Origin of the sequence: Chryseobacterium contaminans, assembly GCF_001684955.1 — a bacterium.
GTDB classification, from domain to species: domain Bacteria; phylum Bacteroidota; class Bacteroidia; order Flavobacteriales; family Weeksellaceae; genus Chryseobacterium; species Chryseobacterium contaminans.
In genome coordinates, this window is sequence record NZ_MAYF01000322.1 from 1 (window position 1) to 21,060 (window position 21,060).

18 protein-coding genes are annotated in these 21,060 nt (G+C 35.6%); 6 read left to right on the top strand and 12 right to left on the bottom strand.

Features of this window, described 5'->3' with window-relative positions; genetic code table 11:
• Positions 1-146: 146 nt before the first annotated feature.
• Positions 147-623 carry a SixA phosphatase family protein gene (locus BBH99_RS17090; protein WP_066698483.1) on the bottom strand — a complete coding sequence of 159 codons (477 nt, stop codon included), beginning with the start codon at positions 621-623 and terminating at the stop codon, positions 147-149.
• A gap of 116 nt (positions 624-739) precedes the next feature.
• Between BBH99_RS17090 and ruvX the strand changes: the two genes are divergently transcribed.
• From ruvX to BBH99_RS17115, 5 genes are all read left to right on the top strand, one after another.
• Entirely contained in the window at positions 740-1,156 is a 417-nt protein-coding gene (gene ruvX, locus BBH99_RS17095) for a Holliday junction resolvase RuvX (RefSeq protein ID WP_066698485.1), read from the top strand.
• Positions 1,153-1,725, top strand: coding sequence for a peptide deformylase (def, locus tag BBH99_RS17100; protein ID WP_066698489.1), 573 nt, complete (start codon positions 1,153-1,155; stop codon positions 1,723-1,725). The genes ruvX and def overlap by 4 nt, the downstream gene beginning before the upstream one ends.
• Before the next feature lie 72 nt (positions 1,726-1,797).
• Positions 1,798-2,355, top strand: coding sequence for a DUF5606 family protein (locus BBH99_RS17105; protein ID WP_066698532.1), 558 nt, complete (start codon positions 1,798-1,800; stop codon positions 2,353-2,355).
• Between the two features lie 265 nt (positions 2,356-2,620).
• A complete protein-coding gene (gene mazG / locus BBH99_RS17110) occupies positions 2,621-3,388 on the top strand; it encodes a nucleoside triphosphate pyrophosphohydrolase (protein WP_066698498.1) in 768 nt (255 codons plus the stop codon).
• A 53-nt stretch (positions 3,389-3,441) separates the two neighbouring features.
• Positions 3,442-4,320: a hypothetical protein gene (locus BBH99_RS17115; protein WP_066698534.1), complete on the top strand. Its 879-nt coding sequence runs from the start codon at positions 3,442-3,444 to the stop codon at positions 4,318-4,320.
• A gap of 57 nt (positions 4,321-4,377) precedes the next feature.
• Here the strand turns inward: BBH99_RS17115 and BBH99_RS17120 are convergent, their stop codons facing one another.
• Together BBH99_RS17120 and BBH99_RS17125 are read right to left on the bottom strand one after the other, a co-directional pair.
• Entirely contained in the window at positions 4,378-4,833 is a 456-nt protein-coding gene (locus BBH99_RS17120; RefSeq protein ID WP_066698501.1) for a hypothetical protein, read from the bottom strand.
• 125 nt (positions 4,834-4,958) lie between these two features.
• Positions 4,959-8,675, bottom strand: coding sequence for a metallophosphoesterase (locus BBH99_RS17125; RefSeq protein ID WP_066698508.1), 3,717 nt, complete (start codon positions 8,673-8,675; stop codon positions 4,959-4,961).
• 26 nt (positions 8,676-8,701) lie between these two features.
• Between BBH99_RS17125 and BBH99_RS17130 the strand changes: the two genes are divergently transcribed.
• The gene (locus BBH99_RS17130) at positions 8,702-9,877 is read left to right on the top strand and encodes a Pycsar system effector family protein (protein WP_066698510.1); all 1,176 of its coding nucleotides are present in this window, start codon (positions 8,702-8,704) and stop codon (positions 9,875-9,877) included.
• 91 nt (positions 9,878-9,968) lie between these two features.
• On the opposite strand, the gene BBH99_RS17135 is transcribed toward BBH99_RS17130, so the two are convergent.
• The 9 genes from BBH99_RS17135 to BBH99_RS22530 all read right to left on the bottom strand — a co-directional run.
• Positions 9,969-12,287 carry a GAF domain-containing protein gene (locus tag BBH99_RS17135; protein WP_066698512.1) on the bottom strand — a complete coding sequence of 773 codons (2,319 nt, stop codon included), beginning with the start codon at positions 12,285-12,287 and terminating at the stop codon, positions 9,969-9,971.
• Between the two features lie 198 nt (positions 12,288-12,485).
• Positions 12,486-12,890 (bottom strand): hypothetical protein, encoded by a 405-nt coding sequence (locus BBH99_RS17140; RefSeq protein ID WP_123873204.1) that lies wholly within the window; start codon positions 12,888-12,890, stop codon positions 12,486-12,488.
• Positions 12,891-12,976: 86 nt separating this feature from the next.
• The gene (locus BBH99_RS17145; RefSeq protein ID WP_066698516.1) at positions 12,977-13,633 is read right to left on the bottom strand and encodes an ankyrin repeat domain-containing protein; all 657 of its coding nucleotides are present in this window, start codon (positions 13,631-13,633) and stop codon (positions 12,977-12,979) included.
• A gap of 13 nt (positions 13,634-13,646) precedes the next feature.
• Positions 13,647-14,105: a hypothetical protein gene (locus BBH99_RS17150; RefSeq protein WP_066698519.1), complete on the bottom strand. Its 459-nt coding sequence runs from the start codon at positions 14,103-14,105 to the stop codon at positions 13,647-13,649.
• A 34-nt stretch (positions 14,106-14,139) separates the two neighbouring features.
• Complete coding sequence (locus BBH99_RS17155) at positions 14,140-15,195, bottom strand: hypothetical protein (RefSeq protein ID WP_123873205.1); 1,056 nt, start codon at positions 15,193-15,195, stop codon at positions 14,140-14,142.
• 49 nt (positions 15,196-15,244) lie between these two features.
• The gene (locus BBH99_RS17160) at positions 15,245-16,414 is read right to left on the bottom strand and encodes a hypothetical protein (RefSeq protein ID WP_066698524.1); all 1,170 of its coding nucleotides are present in this window, start codon (positions 16,412-16,414) and stop codon (positions 15,245-15,247) included.
• A gap of 3 nt (positions 16,415-16,417) precedes the next feature.
• Positions 16,418-19,480 (bottom strand): peptidoglycan DD-metalloendopeptidase family protein, encoded by a 3,063-nt coding sequence (locus BBH99_RS17165; protein ID WP_066698526.1) that lies wholly within the window; start codon positions 19,478-19,480, stop codon positions 16,418-16,420.
• A 17-nt stretch (positions 19,481-19,497) separates the two neighbouring features.
• On the bottom strand, positions 19,498-20,001 hold the full coding sequence (locus BBH99_RS17170) for a DUF4280 domain-containing protein (protein ID WP_066698529.1): 504 nt from the start codon (positions 19,999-20,001) through the stop codon (positions 19,498-19,500).
• A 39-nt stretch (positions 20,002-20,040) separates the two neighbouring features.
• A partial coding sequence (locus tag BBH99_RS22530) for a hypothetical protein (RefSeq protein WP_165601956.1) occupies positions 20,041-21,060 on the bottom strand: 1,020 nt, incomplete at its 5' end.

Below are 21,060 nucleotides of genomic sequence, written 5' to 3' on the forward strand. Positions count from 1 at the left end.
CATGATTATACCTCCAGCTTCCGGGTTGAGGAGTGGCAGATAATTTTATATCGTTGATAGCTATTGTTTCAAAATACGTTTTCTCCTTTTTCTGACATGAAAAAAAGAAGAGAATGGGTAGGGCATAGAGAATGCTGGGGATACAATTATATCTTCCCCGGCTCATAAAAGAACAGAAGTTTTTTCTTGGCCCCGTCAAATTCGGACCAGGAATCACAATCAACTTCAAAACCGGCTACACCACAGGTTGGAAAATGGAAAATATCTTCCGAAATGGAATTGGCAAAATTGGAAATTCCATTATTATGAGAGAAAAGGGCTACTGAACTCAGATTGTCATCCAGATCATAAATTACAGATTCAAAATTTCTTTCCGAAGGGTTATATAATTTTTCATTCGTAGTACAATCCAGCTGATAGGCCTGATTGAAAATTCTACACGTATTCAAAGCTCGTACTGCCGGGCTTGATACAAAATAATCAATAGAAATATTATTGTTTTTAAGGAACCTGGACATGTTCATAGCATCCTCCAGTCCTTTGTCTGCCAAAGGTCTGTCAAAATCCTCCGTTTCTTCCGGCCAGTCGCTTTTCGCATGTCTTACGAGGATGAGTCTCTTCATATAGTTTGTTTTTTGGAAGATTAAAATTATAAAAAAAAATATGGAATAAAACATGATTTATAGAAAAAAACTGCGTATCGAATAAAATCAGTAAATTTTACTAAATTTGCAGACTTATGGGACAAATCCTTGCAATAGACTACGGAAAAGCCCGTTGTGGCATCGCTGTAACGGATGATATGCAGATTATAGCCAGTGGGCTGGAGACTGTTGAGAACCGTGTTTTAATGGAATTTTTGAAAAAATATTTCAGTGAAAATAAGGTGGATGAGGTAGTAATTGGGCTTCCCATAGATTTGAAAGGAAATATTTCTGAGGTGGAAACCGATATTTTAAAATTCATTGAAGAATTTAAAAAAGAATTTTCGGATATTGCAGTCCATCGTTTTGATGAAAGGTTTACTTCCAAAATGGCTTCATTCTTTATTTCGCAAAGCGGAAAAAATAAGAAGAAAAGACAGGAAAAAGGATTAATAGATAAAGTAAGTGCAACCATCATATTGCAGAATTTTTTAGAACAAAGATTAAAATGATATTACCGATAAGAGCTTTTGGGGATCCTGTTTTGAGAAAAGTAGGAAAAGATATAGAAAAAGATTACCCCGGATTACAGGAACTGATAGATAATATGTTCGAAACGATGTACAGTGCAAATGGAATTGGTCTTGCTGCGCCTCAGATCGGTTTGGATATCCGTCTGTTTGTAATAGACGTAACTCCTCTTGCGGAAGATGAGGATTATGAGGATATTAAGGATGAGTTGGCAGAATTCAAAAAAGTGTTCATCAATGCCAGAATCCTTGAAGAATCAGGAGAAGAATGGAAGTTTAACGAAGGTTGTCTTTCTATTCCGGATGTAAGAGAAGATGTGAAAAGAAAGGGCACTATCGTAATTGAATATTATGACGAAAATTTTGTGAAACATACAGAAACTTTTTCCGATATTAGAGCCCGCGTAATTCAGCATGAATATGACCACATTGAAGGGATTCTGTTTACCGATCACTTAAGCGCTTTGAAGAAAAAGCTGGTAAAAGGAAAACTGTCAAAAATCTCTCAGGGGGACGTAAGCATCGGTTACAAAATGAGATTTCCAAAATAATTTAAACAAGGATTAAAATAATAAAAAGCAAAAAGCTTAGTGCTGATTGCAAAATTTACAAAAAATAAAATTATGCTGTTAGAAAAAATAATTTCAATTTCTGGAAAACCAGGACTTTACAAATTAGTTTCTCAATTAAGAAACGGATTCATCATTGAAGATGTTACTACCAAGAAAAAAGTAAGCATTGGAAACTCTAGCCAGGTAAGCTTATTAGATAATATCGCAATGTTTACATTTGATAAAGAAGTTCCTTTGTTCGAAGTTTTTGAAAATATTGCTAAAAACAATGATTACAAAGAAACAATTTCTCACAAATCTTCAGATGCAGATTTGAAAGATTTTATGTTAGCTTCTCTTCCTAACTACGATACAGAAAGAGTATATTCTTCTGATATCAAGAAATTGGCTCAGTGGTATAACACGCTTCAGAAAGCTGGATACATCACTCCTGAAAGCTTCGTAAAGGCAGAACCTGAAACTTTAGATGGAGAACCTGCAGGAGAAGTAAGCTTAGATGTTGATGCTAAAAAAGCAGCTCCAAAAGCAGAAAAACCAGCAGCTCCAAAAGTAAAAGCGACTTCAGCAGCAAAATCAGCTCCTAAAAGTACGCACAGAAAACAAGGATAATTCATTGTTGAATTTACCATATAAAACCTCGTCAGAAATGATGAGGTTTTTTGTTTGTAATTTTTTACAGTATCATTCTAAGTAGCATGAAGAATCTGAGAGTAATATATCCTAAAAACCTAACAGGTTTCTGAAACCTGTTAAGTTTAGACAAATATTCTATCACGTTATCTCAAACCCTGTACCTCGTAACTTTCATTCCCAACGTTTGTAATTGTGTCCTAATAACCCTTACATTTGTATCATATTGAATTTCCAATTACTTATGAATACAAAACAGGAAAAATTAGAAGCTTTCGGTAGATTACTGGATATTATGGACGATTTACGCGAGAAATGCCCATGGGATCAGAAGCAGACTCTGCAATCTCTTCGTCATCTTACCCTTGAAGAAACGTATGAGCTTTCCGATGCTATTTTGCAGGAAGATTTGCAGGAGATTAAAAAAGAATTGGGAGATGTATTGCTTCATCTGGTTTTTTATTCTAAAATAGGTTCAGAAAAAGGGAGTTTCGATATTGCAGATGTCATTAATTCCCTTAACGAAAAACTAATTTTCCGTCACCCACATATTTATGGAGATACCGAAGTAAAAGATGAAGAAGAAGTAAAACAGAATTGGGAGAAATTAAAACTGAAAGAAGGAAACAAATCTATTTTAGGCGGTGTTCCGAAAAGTCTTCCAAGCCTTGTAAAAGCTTATAGGATTCAGGATAAGGTAAAAGGGATAGGTTTTGAGTTTCACGATGCAGAAGATGCCTGGAAAAAGGTGGATGAGGAGATTCAGGAATTTCATGCAGAGACAGATCTGGATAAAAAAGAACAGGAATTGGGAGATGTATTTTTCTCGTTAATCAATTATGCAAGAATTTCAGGAATTAATCCGGATTCAGCGTTGGAAAGAACCAATCTGAAGTTTATTTCAAGATTTCAGAAAATGGAAGGTCTTGCAGAAGAGCAGGACTTAAAACTTGCAGATATGTCTCTTGAAGAAATGGATGTTCTTTGGGAAAAAGCCAAACAGTTATCATAATTTTCCGGATTGGAACAATTAATGCTACTAATATTCAGTTAAAAAAAATAAATATGCTACGTTTTCTTATACTTCCTGCTATGTTTCTATTAAGTTGTAACCCAAAAGCTCAGAATTCACCTGCTCAGGGTGATGATCTGAAGCCACAGTTTTCATTACCTAAAAAATTAAAGGAAGTCTCCGGGATTACATTATCAAAAGATAAAAAAACAATCTGGGTCATAGAAGACAGAGGGAATAAAAATGCGGTATATGGGCTTAATGAGAGTGGGCAGATGATGGCGAAAGTTCCGGTTGAAAACGCTGAAAATACAGACTGGGAAGATATTATATCAGATGCGCAGGGAAATATTTATATCGGAGATTTCGGGAATAATGACAATAACCGACAGGATCTGGCTATTTTAAAAACCGATCTGAAAGATATTACCCAAACCACAACAAAAGTTGTTCAGACTACTAAGTTTCATTATGAGGGTCAGACAGCGTTTCCACCAAAGAAATCTAACCTCTTGTATGATTGTGAAGGATTTATAGAGATGGATGGTAATTTCTACCTTTTCACGAAGAACAGAAGTAAAGGATTCGACGGTACTTTTCTGGTATTTAAAGTTCCTAATAAAGAAGGCGACTTTGAAGCTAAGCTGATTGGTAAATTAAAACTGCAAGGCGGATATAATGATGCTGCTATTACTTCGGCAACCATCAACAGTACAAAAGATAAAATTGTATTGCTAACACATAAAAATGTACATGTTCTTACAGGATTTACGGCTGATGATTTCAGTACTGCCAAGATTAATAAAATACCACTAAACCATAATTCACAGAAAGAAGCTATTGTTTTCCTTAATGACCAGACTTTAATGATTGCAGACGAAAAAGGGAAAGACGAAGGTGGAAATGTATATCAATTCTCCCTTAAGCCATAGACTTTAAAAATAGAATATAAACTAAAAATCCCATGGAACACTCCAAGGGATTTTTTATTATTGTTTTCTTTGAAATTCATCATACAGCGGTTTCAACTCTTTTGGCGGATTACCGGAATCAAAATTTGCGGAAGTATAGGTGGTTCCATTACTTGTTATGATAAGAGTGGAGATCATCGCTTGATCAGAATGCCGTCCTGAAGTAGGAGCCTCAAGTGTTGAAACTTTAGATAAATCAATAGCAGCAGCACGTTGTGAGATGCGTTCCCAATCAGAAGAAGACATTGGGGATTGCTTTTCCTCACCATTAAAAACTGAAGTTTTAGATTTTGGTGTAAAGGTAATTACGGTATGAAAGCCCCGGGTTTGTTCAGTTAATTCTATTTTTTCAATTTTGGTCTGTTGTGCGTTTACATTTACATTTTTTTCAATATAACCATTTTTGCTTTGGTTCTGGCATTGAATACTTGATAAAACTAAAATGATATTAATGGAAGCAATTAGCATTTTCATTGTGTGCTTTTTTGTGATTGTTTATATAGCTAAAGTATAAAAACGTATTGAATATAAAACTATTATGTTTGTTAAAAAAGAAAAACCCAGGAAGCTCCTGAGTTTTTATTGTGAGATATTCTGATTTAAAACTTCATTCCTACTCCGGCAGAGATACGTCCACCATCTGCACCATAGAAATAATTCAGTCTGGCAGACATCATTTCCACAACGCTTAGCCAAATCCCGGCACCTACGGATTGATGCCATTTTCTGGAGTATTCACCGTCATTCCAAACGCGGCCGATATCATAACCAACAAGGATTCCCAGATTGGCAGGGATAATATTGTTTCTGATTCTTCCAAAATCCCAACGGATTTCAGAATTATTGGTGAAATAAGATCTTCCGGAGAATCTTTCATTTCTGAACGCTCTCATTCCGTTGTTACCTCCGATAGCTGCAGCCTGATAGAATTCAAAATTATCATTATTGATCCACATGGCGTTGCTGGCATTGGCAAATACGAAGACCCCTCTTTTATCAATCCTGTGATCAATAGCGAATCTTCCTTTTACCGTAAGGAAATTTCTGTTGAAATTAGAAAAAGTAGCTTTCCAGTCGGCATTCAGCATTAGTTCCATTCCCAGGGTTGGGAAGGCAGAGTTATCTGCATTTTTATAGCTGAACGTATAATTGGCTCCTAAGAATTGTTGGCTGTCAAAAACTTCCGGTCTTACATCTGGTGAAGTGTTGATAAAGCGCCCGTCTTTTCTCTGTACTTTATTATCTTCAAAGGTAAGCTGTAGCTGATGATTGAAATTCATCCATCCTTTCTTGGAAATAGAAGGAGCAACATTAAACTTAGAAATTCTTGCCCTGTTGTATTCTCTTTCCGTAGTTTCTTTATCATACAGACTTTCGTTGGCCAGGCCGAAGAAGTTCTGGGAAAATCTTGGGGTGGTATAAGCTGCATCAATATTAACGTCCCATCCAGAAATCGCTTTCTTGAAAATCCCTTTATAAATAAGGCTGAATCCGGCAGTAGCAGTATAAAAATTAGCCTTTAAGCTATGTTTCTGAGTAAAAGGATCACGGATGAAATTATTTACGGTATAATTAGCCAAAACACCAATGATAACTCCGTCGTCAGGGTTATAATCCAAATTAGGATATCCTGCGAATGCATTGTACTTCGGATGCTTGTAATTGTAGGTGTTTATCTCATAATCGTCTGTAATATTTTTGGTAGCATTTCCTGTATTGTAGGTGTTTTTTTGAGAGATAAAGTCATAGATTTTTACCTTTCTTCCGTCTGCTACATTATAGACATCATGATTATTGCCGCCAATCAGGCGGATATTCATTTTAGGACGGCCGGTTCCTACTACCTCATATACATCATCATCTTCCAGTCCATAAATCCAAAGTTCTTTTGTTTTTGCATCATGGTATGTTTTTTCAAAAACCAGTTCGTTTTTATCTTTGTTTTTACCTAATTTATATTGCTGTACAAGAACGGAGTGTCCATTTTTGGTAATTACGAACTTATCCGGTTCCACGGTTCCAGCCAAAGGAACTTTTTCCTGCAGAACGTTATAATAATCGGAAGCGTATTTCTGTAATTTAGTTTTTCTTATTTTAAGTTTTCTCTGAATATCTGCTACAGTGCTGTCCTGAACCTCTTTAGGAAGGTTATGGAATGCATCATCAATATCCGCATCAGTTAAATGTTCCTGGATGTATTTTGCCTGGGTTTCCCATTCTTCCGGGGTAGAAGCTTTTAAAAAGACAAGATCCATGGGATAAGGCTCCATAGCCAGCCATTTAACACTGCTGATATCTTCTGTAAAGGTCTTCATATGCCGGATGGCAGGGACATTCATGATAAGCCTGAATGCAGCCCCGTCATATTTACTGAAAGCCTGGTCTCTGTCTTTAGGAATTGGTTTATAGATAATTTTATCTCCTTTTTCATATTCAGCCCATTTCCACTGATCTGAATGCCTGTCCCAGTCCCCAATCAGCATATCAAATAATCTTGCTCTGATATAAGATTCCCGGTCTACGGAATATTTATTGTTTTTAGTGAGGTTTTTCAGGACATCGTCAGTAGAAAGAATATCTTTTGCATCATCCAGATAAGCCAATGTCTTTGGATCTGAAGAATAACGCTCTTCAATCATGTACATTTCATCACCATAATCTTGATTATACTTGCCTAAAGCCTGCTGCTTAGGAATATAATATAATTTCGGATTGCTATGGAAAATATTCAGCTTTTCCGACATATTTCCAATGGTAAACGGAGTAAACGGATGATTAGTAGTGTAAAAATCCAAAAGGAATTTTTCCGGGAAAGTATTGGTTAATTCCTCTGCCAGGGTACTTCTTTGGAAAGCCATATTGTTAAGGAACCGTACGGCACTTTTTTTCACTCCACGCATCACAAATTCCTGACCGTCATTAGCTTTTAATCTTAAGCTGTTGGACTGGTTTCCTCCTCCTTCTCTGAAAGGGATGTAACCACCATTCAGCTCTGAAAGATTGGCTGTAGGAGCTTCAATAGGAATGCCGTAATATTTTCTGTAATGATCTCCCCAAAGCCAGCGGTAAAAACCACCCTTTTGGGTAAGCTGAACCGGATAGATGCTCGAAGAAACGGTAGCCGGGAACGTATTAGGGAAGTTATTCACAAATTCATCAGGCTTGGATATAACGGAAATCTGAGACAATTTCTGAAGTTTAGCCTCTTTGGTGGAAAAGAATTCAACATCTGTGCTCTGGTCTTTTCTGATATTAAGGACAGCAAAACCGCTTCCTCCATAGGAAAAGTCTGTTTTTTCAGTAATGGTAGACGGATCAATTTTAGAACCAGCACCACTGATGATCTGCCTTATATTTCCTTCTTCATGATACTGCAAATTGTGGTCATGTCCGGAAACGAAGATGACATTATCTTTATCCTGCACAATACTTTTCAGCCTGTTGGCCAGTTCTCCATAGTGCTGATTGTTAATATCGGCCGGGCTAATTCCTGAAGAACTTCTGAGGATATTGATAAGGCTCGCCACTCCCGGTACCGGTACTTTACTTTTCAGAGGAAAAAGGTGTGACTTCGCTGAATGAAATCCTGCATGGGTTCCGCTACTGATGATCGGATGATGCAAGGCAACAATAATTTTTTTACCCTGATTTTTGATGATAAGATCTTTAAATTCGGTGTAAAAATCCTCACGGGTTTTGATGTTGCAGTTTTTGTTGATTCCGGGATAGTTATCCCAGTTGGTAATTACCCATTCCGTATCAATGGCGATCAGCTTAATATCTTTTGTGATGCTTATATCATCAATAGGACAGCCATTTTTGGGAAGAAAGGCCTTTTTATCATCAAAATATTTTTTTACTAATGATTCCTGGGCATTTAATCCGCTCAAGCCACTGTACCAATCATGATTTCCCGGAATAACAAGGGTTTTTCCTTTAAAATTTTTGGTGATTGCCAGCTGATCTTCCAGTTTTTGTTTGGCTAAAGCATAGCCTTTATCGGATTCTTTAGGCATTCCGTTGGGATAAATATTATCACCAAGGAAGATCAGCATAGAGTTGCTGTCTGCGGAATCCAGCTTGCCTTTCAGTAAATTCAGTGTTTTCTGTGCCTGAGGTTCATCTGCATTTCCGGCATCTCCAATGAGAAAAAGTTTAAAATCATTTTCAGATTTTATCTCGGAATCTTTTACTTCAAATAAGTTTTTGCCTTTTTGTACGTTATATGTTGCGCAGGAATACATCACTCCGGCGGACATTACTGTTCTCAGAACAATAGAAGTATTTTTTAGATGAGTTTTAAAGGATAAATTCATAAATTTACATTAACAAAAATTCAGGAATGAGTATTCTAGACAAAGCTAAAAATTATGTTGAAATCTTATTCAAAGATAAGCTATCTTCAGTATATTTTTATCATAATTTTATTCATACTGCCTATACGGTAAATAAGGCCGAGGAGATTATGAAGCATACCCCTGTTTCTGAAGAAGATCAGGAAAAAGTACTTGTGGCCTTATGGTTTCATGATACAGGATATATAGAATGTGCCATGAACCATGAGGAAAGAGGAGTGGAAATCATGAAAAATTTTCTTCATCAGGAAAATTATCCGGAAAGTTATATCTCAGAGGTGGAAAAGCTGATTCTTGCCACTAAAATTACTTATATTCCTCAAAACCTACTGGAGAAAATTGTAAAAGACGCAGACTTCAGCCATTTTGCAGGTCATGATTACAGTGATATTTCTGATGCTTTAAGAAAAGAATGGGAGCTTACCAATGTAAGATGCTTTTCTAATGAAGAATGGAATGCAGGGAACTTGGATATGCTGAAAAACAAGCACACCTTTTATACCGATTATGCTAAAGAGAACTGGGAACCTTTGAAAAAGAAAAATATCAAGAAGATCGAAAAGAAGCTTGGAAAAGAAGAGGAAAAGAAAGATAATAATGATTCTAAGTCTGATAACAAAAAAGATAAAGAAAAATCAGACAGAAGTGTGGATACTTTGTTCAGGGTAACCCTTAATAATCACACAAGGCTGAGTGATATTGCAGACAGTAAAGCGAATATTCTGCTCTCTGTAAATGCAATTATTATTTCTGTATGCCTTTCTGTATTGGTACCTAAGTTAGACGCACCGAAAAATTCTCACTTGATCCTGCCGAGTTTTATATTGTTATTATCCAGTGTTCTGACCATCATATTTGCTATCCTATCTACAAAACCGAATGTAACAAAAACTACCTTTACATCACAGGATATTGCGAACAGAAAGGTTAATCTGCTGTTCTTCGGAAATTTCCAGCAGATGCTGTTTGATGATTATCATAATGCAATGAAAGACCTTATTAAAGACAGGGATTATATTTATGATTCTATGGTGAAAGACCTGTATTATCTGGGGAAGGTGCTTGACAGAAAGTATAAGCTTTTATCCATTACGTATAAAATCTTTATGGCAGGGATCATTATTTCTGTGTTATCCTTCGGATTTGCTTTTCTTAGTCTCTAAATAAAAAAATAAATAATCATTTTCAGTCAATTTTGTATTGGCTGAATTTTTTATTTTTAAAAGAATGGTATTTGAGAAAGTAGAAAAAACTTTATGATACAGCATGATCCTGGCTGATTGAAACCCTAAGCGCCAGTAATCCTGTAATTCCCTGAAGATCTTCTACCTTTAGAAATTCCACATCATGCTGCAGAATGCCTTTTTTCTGAAGCTTGGTAACGTATTCCAGATATTCTCTCTGGTTTTCCATACCGAAATACACGATGGTAATTTTTCCCGGAGCTGTAATGCGTTCTGAAGAATCTTTTACATGGGCTTTATCCAAACGTTTTTTTATGATTTCGTAGTAAGAATTATAAGCTCCGTCTACATCAAAACGTTTTTCATCCATTCGGAAGCGGATGTCTATTTTTTCATTATATACAAAGATCAGCGAAGCAATGTCCAATGGAATAGGAAGGTCTTTTCTAAAGGTCTGAAATTCAAGTTCCATTTTACAGATGGTTTTCAGCTGCCAGTATCTTAATTTATGGACAACTTTTGAAGTGTAGTGCAGTTCCGGTGCAATGTTATGGCCAATATATAAATTGTGCTCTACACCATCAGATTTAAATCTTTCATAATAGTGAGGAAAAATCTGCTGGGCTTTAATCTGGTTTTCATCCAGCATATCTGCCAGTTTTCTGTTGAGAAGTGTTATGGAATCATCCAGTTTTTTTCTGTGATTATAAAACAGATCGGTTTGGGAAAGCACCTGTGAAAAATATTCCTTAATTTTTGTTTTTACTTCCCTGGGTGATCTCATTTCCAGTTTGGCTTGTAGAAAAGGATGAATTTCTTCTCTTAATAACCTCTGAAAACGCTGTTCCGTATCAGCTTTGATTTCATTGTTCAGCTCATTCTCAAAAACATCAAGAGCGAGTGTGAATTTTTCAGAATCAGAATTTGTTAAGGCCAGGATATCAATAAGCCACTCAATTTGTTGGTTGAGATCCTGAAGCATTAAGTTAAAACGCTTTTCAGAGGAAGAACGAATATCAGATACCCCAAATAAAGGAGTTAGATTTTTAAAGGAAATCTGCTTTAAAGTATATATTTTTTTACCCAATGAGGCTGTAAAATATTTTTCAGCTTCATTCCTGAATTTCCATACCACGCTATCATGGATTGAAGTATATTCACGCTGGATAATTGCTTCTATCTGGTAATTTTTTTCAAAGTAGAATCTGCTCAGAGAGAAAAGAATCATGTCTGAGAAAAACTCCATTTTTTTGAGTTTTAACCCATTAAAACTACCGGCAATAGGAGAGGTAAACTCCATGATGGCGAGCAGATCATTGTCTTTCATGATAGGAATGACCATGAAACTGTTGACGTTATTATCTTTTAGAATATTAAAAGACGGCAATTGTCTGACATTTTCATCTAGGTTATTCACGTTGGAAACCACAATAGGCTTTGAATTATGGCTTAAGTTATTGAAGGTATTTATTCTGGTCTCTTCATCAAAAGCGTTGATCCAGAAGTCAAGGATATGATTGGTTAATACACTTTCATAAATTGGAAGTTTGTCAAGCTTTTGTTCCTTTTTGTTGAAAGTCATCAGTCCGAAGTTCAGTTCGGCTACATCAAAATAAGACTTGAAGATCTCAGTCAGGTTTTCATTCGGATTTAAATCTTCCGGATCTATTTCTATCATGCTCGACTTCAGATCAGACAATGCTACCTCAGAAGTACAGTCTACAAGAGAAATAATTGTAAAACCTTTCAGTATCCATGATTGTGAGGGAAAATATTTTTTCCACAGTTTAAAATCATCCAGATTTTCCAGTAGCATATCCAGAATATCATTAGAAGGAATTTGTGCGTCTTCTGTAGGAAAAATTTCAGTGAAATCTGAATTTACCGTAATCTTGTAATGTTTCATGATTCCCTGTTTATTGGGAATATCATAATAGAAAGGGATCGTGCTTTTAATATCTTTTTTAAAATAGCTCTGAAGAATCAGGCAGCAGCAAAATACATAAAACTCATTGTCACTGATGTTTCTCAGCTCAATTTCAAAATCTTTTCCTGCGTCTTTAAGAATACCCTTAAATCTCTCTGTGTAATTGAACGTAATATTGGAAAGAGGAATACTTGCCGCTTTTATTTCATTATGGGTAAGTCCGGTAGGGAAGAGGTCAGCAAGAAGAAGCTTGATGAGTTCTTCATTTTTTTCCAAAAGGCTGATATCCTGAAAACCCTCTTTCAGCTCTTTAAAATTCTTTGTTTTCTCAATTAAAGATTCAGCATAATTAACTCTGTACTCCAGGCGGTCGTTATAACGGATATGCTCCAATACATCCAAATATTTTTTGAATGATATATAAACCTGAAAGGGAGAGTCTTTTTTGTAAAGATTGGCCAACTGCTGAAATTTAGAGTAAAGTTATGAAAAAAAGACTATTTCCAACGCTGTTTTAGATTGGTAAAAATGATCCTTTATCGTTCTTTTATTCTGTTTTTATGAAGAAATAATGAAAATGGATACAACATTAGAAACTTATGCTTTTCTTTTTGAAAATATTGACAGTCATCTTATATATTCTGTATTGACGAAGTTATCTTAGTCTTTTGATTGTGGAAGCTGAATCTTCTTATCCTGAACGAGTGAAGCTGCGAATTCTTTGAATGATTCCTGGGCACTGGGGATATAATTATCGAGAATGTTATTTTGATTTTCATCATTGATAATTTTAACAATTTCCCCAGTATTGCTGTAGTAAAAAAGATATGTTTCATAAGTGGTTTCTGCCAGTTCGTCGTTCAGATAGTTATCTACCTTGAACTTCACTTTTACGGAAGTCTTATCCTGAGAAATATCTTCTGCAGTATACGTAGCTGCACAGCCCGAACCACAACTTAACGTAAAGGAATTATTTTCAATATCCGCTATAGTTGTTTCTTTTGAAGGGAGAGGTACTTTAGCTGTAGTTGGTGCTGGCGGAAGATTTTCTATTTTCTGTTGCATCGTTTTCTTTTTGCAGGAAGATAAAACGGAAATAATGAACAGAGAGATTAGAAGTGCTTTTGTTGTCATACAATGATCCAGATGGACTATTTTTTAAATAAGTTGAAGATACTTTTATTATTCTCCTGGGCATATTTATAGGCTGAGAATCCCTCAAAAGAGGTTTCTTTCGGATCTGCTCCTTTTTCCAGTAATAATCTGACTACTTCAGGTTGGTTGCTTTGAGTGGCTTCCAGAATAGGAATAAACTTTTTATTTCCTTCAGGATCAGTAAAAGTTTCCACTTTTGTTCCGGATTGTATCAATGAATTCACAATATTAGCATTTCCGGAATTGATAGCTGCCACAAGCAGAGAGTAACCTTCTTCATTGATCTGGGTATTGAGATCTGCCTTGTTCTCTATAAGGAATTTCACCATTGCCTCATTTTTTGTATTGATGGCAATATACAAGGCTCCGTAAGCATAGTATTCATCTTCAGCAGCATTATTAATATCAGCACCATTTTTCAATAGCTTTCCAACTTCTTCAATGTTTCCGGCTTTTACAGCCAGTCCCAGTTGATTATATTTTAAGTTATCCTCCTGTTCCTGAGAAGAAGTTTCAACAACTTGCTGAGGTTTTGCTATAGTATCTTTTATGACTGCTTTTTCAGCTTTTGGCTGGTTGTCTTTTTTTTCTTCTTTAAACTTACAACCCACTAATGAAATTATGGTTAATACAGCTGCTATATTTTTTATCATAAGCCAAAAGTATTTATTTTTCTTTTATTAAAGGCATTTCATCATTTCCCGGATTAATAAAATAGATGGGGTAACCAGAAATTAAATAGGTATCATCCGATTTTTCGATGTAGATAATTCCCATTTCATCTTCTAATGACGCGTCGAAAACCAGTTTTATTTTATCATCATTGAGAACTTCTGCCTTTATATGAGAATAGGATACTTTATCTCCATCATCATTAATCTGGATTGAAATATCATTTAAGGAACTGATGATAATAGTGTAGCTCGTTTTAATCTGATCTCTGTTTGAGGCTTCAAAATGGTAGGTACCTTTCCAGGGATCTGGAACAGTGGCAGCTTTTGTTGAGACATTCTGAACGGGGGCTACAGCAATTTCTTTGGGTTGAACCATTGCTTTACGATTGTCTTTCTCACATGAAAAAAGAAACAGAATTGTTAAAACAGAAAAAGTAGCTTTTTTAAACATATTTAACCAAAACTATAAAGTTATGTTTTTCTTATTAATTTTTCTTGTCAAACTTTTTCGTGCAATCAGACTTTGTTTTAGCAATAGTGTTAGATAAGGATTCTAAGGTGTTTTTGAGATCGAAATTGAAATTTTGTATGCAAGTTTCTGTATATCCATCTTGCCAAGAATAGGATTCCTGTTCTATTTTCTTTAGAATAAAAGATCCATTATTATTTGATATATAATAATTACTACGAGAATCTCCTCTATCTGGAAATGCCGTTACTAGTACGAAGCCATCTCTTGTTGGTTTAATGTCGGAAATTTGATTGCCTCCATCTTGCGAGAAATTAGTTGTTTTTAAAACAAATTTATAATTGGAACTATTATCTCCTAAAAAGATTAATAAATCTTCTCCTTCATATGGTTTACTGCTGATAATCTTATCTGAAAATCCATCCTTATTGATGTCAAAAGTTTTAACCAAATATTGATTGTTGTTGAGATATTTGTTAATACTTACAGCGTTTTTTTCTTCTATAGTAGAAATATCGTAGGTTTTATCAGATAAGAGTTTATTTTCCAGGTAGACTTTACATTTTAATTCATTTTCTTTTTTGATGATTTCTGCTTTGGGTACTTTAAATCCTTTTGTTTCCGGATCATCCTGAGTATAGTTGAGTGAATCATCTATTTCAATAATTTTATTTGTTTCGTTTCCGATATAATATATTCCTAAATTACTGCCATAGTAATCCCTGCCTTCAATTAATATCACAATATTGTCAAGATCAGATTTATAAAGGTGGAAAACAATTGCAGGATTTTCATAATAAAATTTCAATGTTTTTTTTATTTCAACATTTCCTTTTTTAAAGATGAGTTCCTGATGAGACGAGTTTGACTGTATTGAAATAGAATAACCATTATATAAAGTAGTATACAGTGGCTCCTCAGGTTTATTGACAGGTTTTACTAAACTGAAAATTTCTTTAGTTTCAGTTTGTTTTACAACCTTTTGTGGCTCGAATTCTTTTAATTTGGTGTTATTACAGTTTAATAATAAACCAAAAAAAACGAATAGGAAAGCTAAATAAATTGATCTCATTGTTTTCAGAATCCATCTATACATAAACTAGCCTATTGTTTTAAATTGCTTATTGTAATTTTTCAAGAAATGCTGTAGTTACATCTTCAAATTTGATTTTTCCAAAGTTCTTTTCTGTCCATACCTTCATTGGCATACTTCTGTCATGGTTACTCTTGTCGAAATAACTTTCTCCATATTTATGTAGATAAATTTCATTTCCATTAACCTTAAAGGTGATATAGGTACTCACCAATATGTTATAATCAGAGCAATCCTGATGTTCGATTGTGAAGTAATTATTTTTCACTGCTACTGTCTCGAATCCCTCAGATATACAACTGTTTCGTTTATCAAAAACCAAATGGTTATTACTTTTCCATAGTGTATCCCCTTTATATATTTTTACAGGCAGACTAAAATGCTTCTGATCATATGCATCTTTATCCGAGTTGTTTTTTAAAACTTCAATTCTGTATTTTATGTGGTCATTATTGAAGTTGGCATTAGTACTAAAAACAGGTTGTTCAGACGTCGAAACGGAAGATTGTATACCTATAAGAGAACGAATTTCGTCTAAACTCTTATATTGTGGACTATGGATTTCATTGACAGTCATATCAGGTTGAGCTGTACTGCCCTTAAAATAAATAAAGGGTAATTCATGTTGGTCCTTAGGTATTATATAATCTCCATCCCTTTCAAAATGGTTGTTTAATGAGACTAGAATTTTCTTGTCAGCATTTGTTATCAATTCTTTTATATCACCAGGATACCCCCAAAATGTTTTTCCTGGATATTGAATATCCTGTAAAGCAGGGTTAAAGTATAAAAGAGGAATTTGTTTCCCATTTTGAATATCATAGATAGCATAATCAACACCATCTTCATACCCCTGAGCTCTGATAATTTCATTTTGCTTATCATCATCTAAATTTACCAGCCATTTTTTGTTGATAGAACCTGATGGATAAGAGAATTGATACAAAAGCTTCCCATTCTTAAACCAATATTCATAAGATGTTGTAGCACTGGAATCTGAGGTTGTTATTACCGTTTCTTGTTCACTATCACCATCAATATCAAGCTTTTCCTGGCTTATTATTTTATGGTCTTTGGGAATAAGCTGTTCAATTTTAGGACTTGGATCAGAATGTTTATTACCGATATTCTGTCCTGAAGTTTCCTTACAGGATAAAAAGAATACATTGATAATGATTAAGTATTTTGAAATTTTCATAAATTATAATCCATTTTGAGAGTTACGGTCAGGGTTTGTATTAACAGCTTTTCCAAGTTCCGGTATCTCTGTTAAAGGGTTAAATGAAGGCTTAGACATTTGTTCTGTCCGGACTTCAAAATGTAGATGTGCCATTTTTGCAGGCTGTCCGGAGGCATTTCCTGTTTGTCCGGTTTTTCCGATTTCTTTTCCAGCTTCAAACTTTCCTATTTTATATTCTGAAAGGTGACAATACATAAAGTAGTATTTCTTCCCATTGTAGGTTCCTTCTAAGAAAATTCTATGACCATATCCTCCCGGATCAGCTCTGTAGGTAACTTCTCCATCAATGCAGGCATATACTGGTGTCCCAACTGGTGCATAAAGATCCAAGCCATCATGCTTCCCACCTGATCTTCCATGGAAATCACTTTTCCCTGGTGTCCATTGGGTATCAGAATACCATCCTCTTAATTCCATATTATCAAGTGGGTTATGCCATGCCGAATTTGGTTCAGCTTCATTACCATTACACTCAGAGACTTTAAAAATTCTAATCATTTGTTGTAAATGTCCCCATCTGTCTTCTCTTGAATGAGTGTTACTGTTCACAATATTTACTATATTATCAAAGTTTTTTCTTGCGATACCCTTTTCAGCTTCTTTCTGACATCCATACTCTTTCCAATAAGCCATACTGGCTACAGTACCTTCATTTAGAGTATTGATATTATCAGCATCTATAGTGATGCCAAAACTTGGATAATCACTGGTTAATCGGGCATTTATTTTATCATATTTTTCTTTTCCGGTTATCTGGATGATACCTCGTCCTCTGTATTTCCATCCATCTCCACTAGCTGCATCGCCGTTACCGTTTCTATTGGCATATGCATTATTTGCAATCGCTACAGGATTGGCAGGGTGTGTGGCTGTTCTTCCATCTCTGTTAGAACGTTCCCTATTGTGGTGATAGTAACTGAACAGTACATCATATTTATTTTTCTTAGCATTCCATATTCCATTAAACAAGACATCTGCTGCATAATTGAGATTTTCTCCGTTTTTAACATTCATTGCGGTTCCTATTTCTTCTCTCACCTGAGCAAAAAAATGAGCTTTTTGCTGACAGGTATTAAGTCCTAGTTTACTATTTGCTTTATTAAAGGCTTCCTGTAATGTCTTCTTCTTCTCCTCTGTTGCATCTGTAAATATTGCATTGAGCTCTTCCATGGTTAGAACTCCACAACGTGGACATTTTTTAGAAATCTCAAAATAAGCTCCATCCTTATTCAGGAATTTTTTATCATGCTGTTTCTGGCCCTGAGCTTTAGCGTGAAGATACAGAAATTCCGGTACTTTTTTCAGAAGTTTAAAGGTAATAGTGTCTCCGGCCTGATAATTTTTTATTACTAAAACTTTTTTAATTTCTTCTTCGCTGGAGGTTTTGCCGTTTTCTATTTTAGGATTTTTGGCATTCCCTTTCTGGGCATTTGCGAGAATGGTTTTAGCTATGGAAGCCTTTTGTGTCTCATTAGTGATGTTGGTAGCACCTCCAAATGTATAGGTATAAGTTCCGTCTTCTTTCCCTTTGCTGAGTTTATCCTGCCATTGTTTTAAATCTTCTTCGGATTTTGGGCGAAGATGGATCGGAATTTTGACCAGGTTATTTTGTACGGTTCCTGTGAATACAGTTTTTTCAGTTCCCGGAACTGCTTGTCCGGCAGGTGTCTTTTGTTCCATCTGCTCTTCGGTAATTTCCAGAACAGGAAGAACAGCATCTGCTGCACCTTTGATGAGACCATCTTTTTCTTTAATGGAAATGGTTACCTGTTTTCCATCCAGAAGCATAGTTCTGGCTACCAGATACAATTTACTATCCAGTGGGGCACTGTCTACTTTCTTATAGTCTACACCCAGTTTAAACGTTTTAAAGGTAACCGTCTTTTGATTGGTGGTATCTTTTCCGTAAGCTTCAGCCGTCAGTGCTGCAGCAATTACTTCCAGTGTAGTATATTTCTTTTGAGCCTTAAGGCTTTCTTTTATTTTATTAAGAATAGTTTGGGCCACTTTATTTTTCTCTTCAGCAGTTCCTGTTTTATTGCCGCTTTTACTTCCTCCAAAGGTATAAGTATGCGTACCATCTTCTTCGCCAGTTTCTTTGATGTATTCTTTTTTTGCAAAATAAGCATCCAGAAGATCCTCAATATTTGTAGGATTAACTGTAGTGGGAGAGGCTCCTCCAGGAGCTGCGGGAGTTGGCGGCTGGGTATTATGAGCTGTCCCGTGAGCTGATTGTGGATCAGGCTCAGGTTGTACAGGAGCAGGTTGTGGCTGCTGAGGCTGCGGTTGAGGTTGTTGAGGTTGTTGTGGCTGCTGAGGTTGTGGTTGCCCTGATGGAGTACGCAATTCCCCGGGAGTATTCACGTTTACATTGTTGGTTGCATGCTTTTTATGGGAATAATATTCCACCGTTACATAGAATTCAAGTTGCTGAGGGTCGGTTTCGCCTTCCATCGCTTTTCTCATGAGGGCTTTTGTCAGCATGAATTCTGCTCTGGCAGTTCCGTTAATGACCTTTGCTCTTTTATTTTCTATAGATTGGTTGCTGTTATTATGTCCCGAATCTCTGGAATCATCTTCCCAAAGAGTAAACATCAGATATTGCCCTTCAAGATTCATACAAGTGGCTTCAGCAATTAGCTTTTCTGTAAAACTAAAAACTGTTCCCGGGGTATCATCTATATATTTTAATTCAACTTTATTGATTCTTGGGACATCACTAGGCTGTGGCTGAACCTCTAGGGCCATGGGAGCTCTTTCTTCAGGATTGTGAAGATAAGCTTCAACTCTGAAGGTATCTTTGTAAGCATTTGTATTAAATGTAAAACTGCTTACTCCCACTTTCTTGATATTCGTAGGAACAAATTTTCCGTTAACCTTTTTAAATAAATGCCAGGTAACCCGTGCAGGATTTCTTTTTGATAAAGGAGTAGCAGGATACCATTCATCAATTCTATAGGTAACCAGCTCTCCAACTTTTGGTTTTGTATTTCCCGATATTTTATAAATTCCTTGTTTTGACATGGCCGAAAAGTTTTTAGTTAGTAAGCATCCACTTCATCATCTTCTGTTTCCTTCTGAAATTCTTTAAAGTTTACAAAAGGATTGATGTTATGCTGCTCCTGTGGATCAGCATTTTTTACATTCTGTTTGCTCATTGAGGCGGTTTGTCCATGTTCCATGATGGTGATTTTCCCACCTGTAGAACACATTAATTCAGATATTTCTGTAACACAGCTATTTCCTAATATCTTTACTTTCTCATAGGTTTTCTGCCATATACCTGCAGGAGCGTAAGCACACGGAAGATATCCGCCTGGAGTTGGTTTCAGTTTACATTTTCCAAAACTGGGACCTTGAGGATTAAACTGAAGATCTTGTTCGGTAACAGCCAAAAAATCAGCCTGCCCCTCTTCATTATTCCAATAATGTTTCTGGTGGGTAGTTACTTTAAACTGCGGGAATTGGTCTCCCTGATTACATTGTGCTTTTCCTTTCTGAATAACAAAATGTTTTCCGTCATGTGGAGATGCAGATTCAGACATATTATGTGGTTTTATTGGTGTTGTATCAAAGATAATAATTTATTTTAATTGTTTTTCTATAGTAAAAATATCCCTCTCGGTGACGTCTCCAATCTGAATTTCAAAATTTGCTTCAACCTTTTGAATCATCAAATTGATGAGGTCTAAAGTATATTCAGCTTCATGACGGCAGACAACTGAATGATTATTAATGGTTGATTGTTCATGATATTCATAGTCTTTATCATAAAGCTGATTCAGATTCCGGTAGTCGCAAGAAGCTCCAAATTGTTTGATCTTTAATATATTATTGTCTTTGTCTTTAGGAAGAATGCGGTTATAAAGTTCAAAACGAATAGGAGAGGCGGTTGACAGCCATGGAATAAATTCATGGTAGATCTCAGAGTCTGTCCAATCCTTATATTTTGCTCTGTAAAAAGAACCAAAAAGAAACTGAACAGGTAATGTATTCCTGATACTTTTTAAAATTTGATGATGATTCTCAACTGTTTTTTTCAGGTAATCAATATAAGAAGCAGACAGATCATCCGTAAAATACTTTTTTAAATTATCCAGTTCATTTTTGATCACTGTTTCCGTATGAAAGAATTTTGCCTCTGTAATTTTGCCTGTTTTGCCTACCCTGATTTCTACAGGAAATAGAATGGCTGCACAAGCTTTTGATAAACTTGACATTTTACTGTCTGATTCTGTTCCATTTTTATGGGAACCAAAAATCTGTATTGAAAAGAGATGATCATCCTGCTCAGCTCTCAGGTATTTCAATTCAGCCTGGTATGAATAATGGTTTTGTACAACTCCATCTTCGAACTTTTGTTGTGTTATTGTGTAAACTCCGCTTAGTAAAGGTATTGAATATGGTATTTTTCCGTGAGGCGGATGGTAATACAAACTATCTCCGTTTTTATTAATCTCCTGGTTGAGCTTAATGATCTCATCACCAAAGGGAATCAGAAGAAGAGTTCCCGGCTTCATTTTCACCGGTTCTGCAAGCCTGTCATATACAGCACAATATTTATTATGAAAATCTTTGAGATAGACTGGATTTTCTACTTTCAG

Bases quoted from the DNA above. Each gene is read 5' to 3' on its own strand.
- BBH99_RS17125 (WP_066698508.1), bottom strand. From the start codon at position 8,675: ATGAATTTATCCTTTAAAACTCATCTAAAAAATACTTCTATTGTTCTG.
- ruvX (WP_066698485.1), top strand. From the start codon at position 740: ATGGGACAAATCCTTGCAATAGACTACGGAAAAGCCCGTTGTGGCATC.
- mazG (WP_066698498.1), top strand. From the start codon at position 2,621: ATGAATACAAAACAGGAAAAATTAGAAGCTTTCGGTAGATTACTGGAT.
- BBH99_RS17160 (WP_066698524.1), bottom strand. From the start codon at position 16,414: ATGAAAATTTCAAAATACTTAATCATTATCAATGTATTCTTTTTATCC.
- BBH99_RS17150 (WP_066698519.1), bottom strand. From the start codon at position 14,105: ATGTTTAAAAAAGCTACTTTTTCTGTTTTAACAATTCTGTTTCTTTTT.
- BBH99_RS17165 (WP_066698526.1), bottom strand. From the start codon at position 19,480: ATGTCAAAACAAGGAATTTATAAAATATCGGGAAATACAAAACCAAAA.
- BBH99_RS17130 (WP_066698510.1), top strand. From the start codon at position 8,702: ATGAGTATTCTAGACAAAGCTAAAAATTATGTTGAAATCTTATTCAAA.
- BBH99_RS17120 (WP_066698501.1), bottom strand. From the start codon at position 4,833: ATGAAAATGCTAATTGCTTCCATTAATATCATTTTAGTTTTATCAAGT.
- BBH99_RS17140 (WP_123873204.1), bottom strand. From the start codon at position 12,890: ATGCAACAGAAAATAGAAAATCTTCCGCCAGCACCAACTACAGCTAAA.
- BBH99_RS17145 (WP_066698516.1), bottom strand. From the start codon at position 13,633: ATGATAAAAAATATAGCAGCTGTATTAACCATAATTTCATTAGTGGGT.
- BBH99_RS17090 (WP_066698483.1), bottom strand. From the start codon at position 623: ATGAAGAGACTCATCCTCGTAAGACATGCGAAAAGCGACTGGCCGGAA.
- BBH99_RS17155 (WP_123873205.1), bottom strand. From the start codon at position 15,195: ATGAGATCAATTTATTTAGCTTTCCTATTCGTTTTTTTTGGTTTATTA.
- BBH99_RS17170 (WP_066698529.1), bottom strand. From the start codon at position 20,001: ATGTCTGAATCTGCATCTCCACATGACGGAAAACATTTTGTTATTCAG.
- def (WP_066698489.1), top strand. From the start codon at position 1,153: ATGATATTACCGATAAGAGCTTTTGGGGATCCTGTTTTGAGAAAAGTA.
- BBH99_RS17105 (WP_066698532.1), top strand. From the start codon at position 1,798: ATGCTGTTAGAAAAAATAATTTCAATTTCTGGAAAACCAGGACTTTAC.
- BBH99_RS17115 (WP_066698534.1), top strand. From the start codon at position 3,442: ATGCTACGTTTTCTTATACTTCCTGCTATGTTTCTATTAAGTTGTAAC.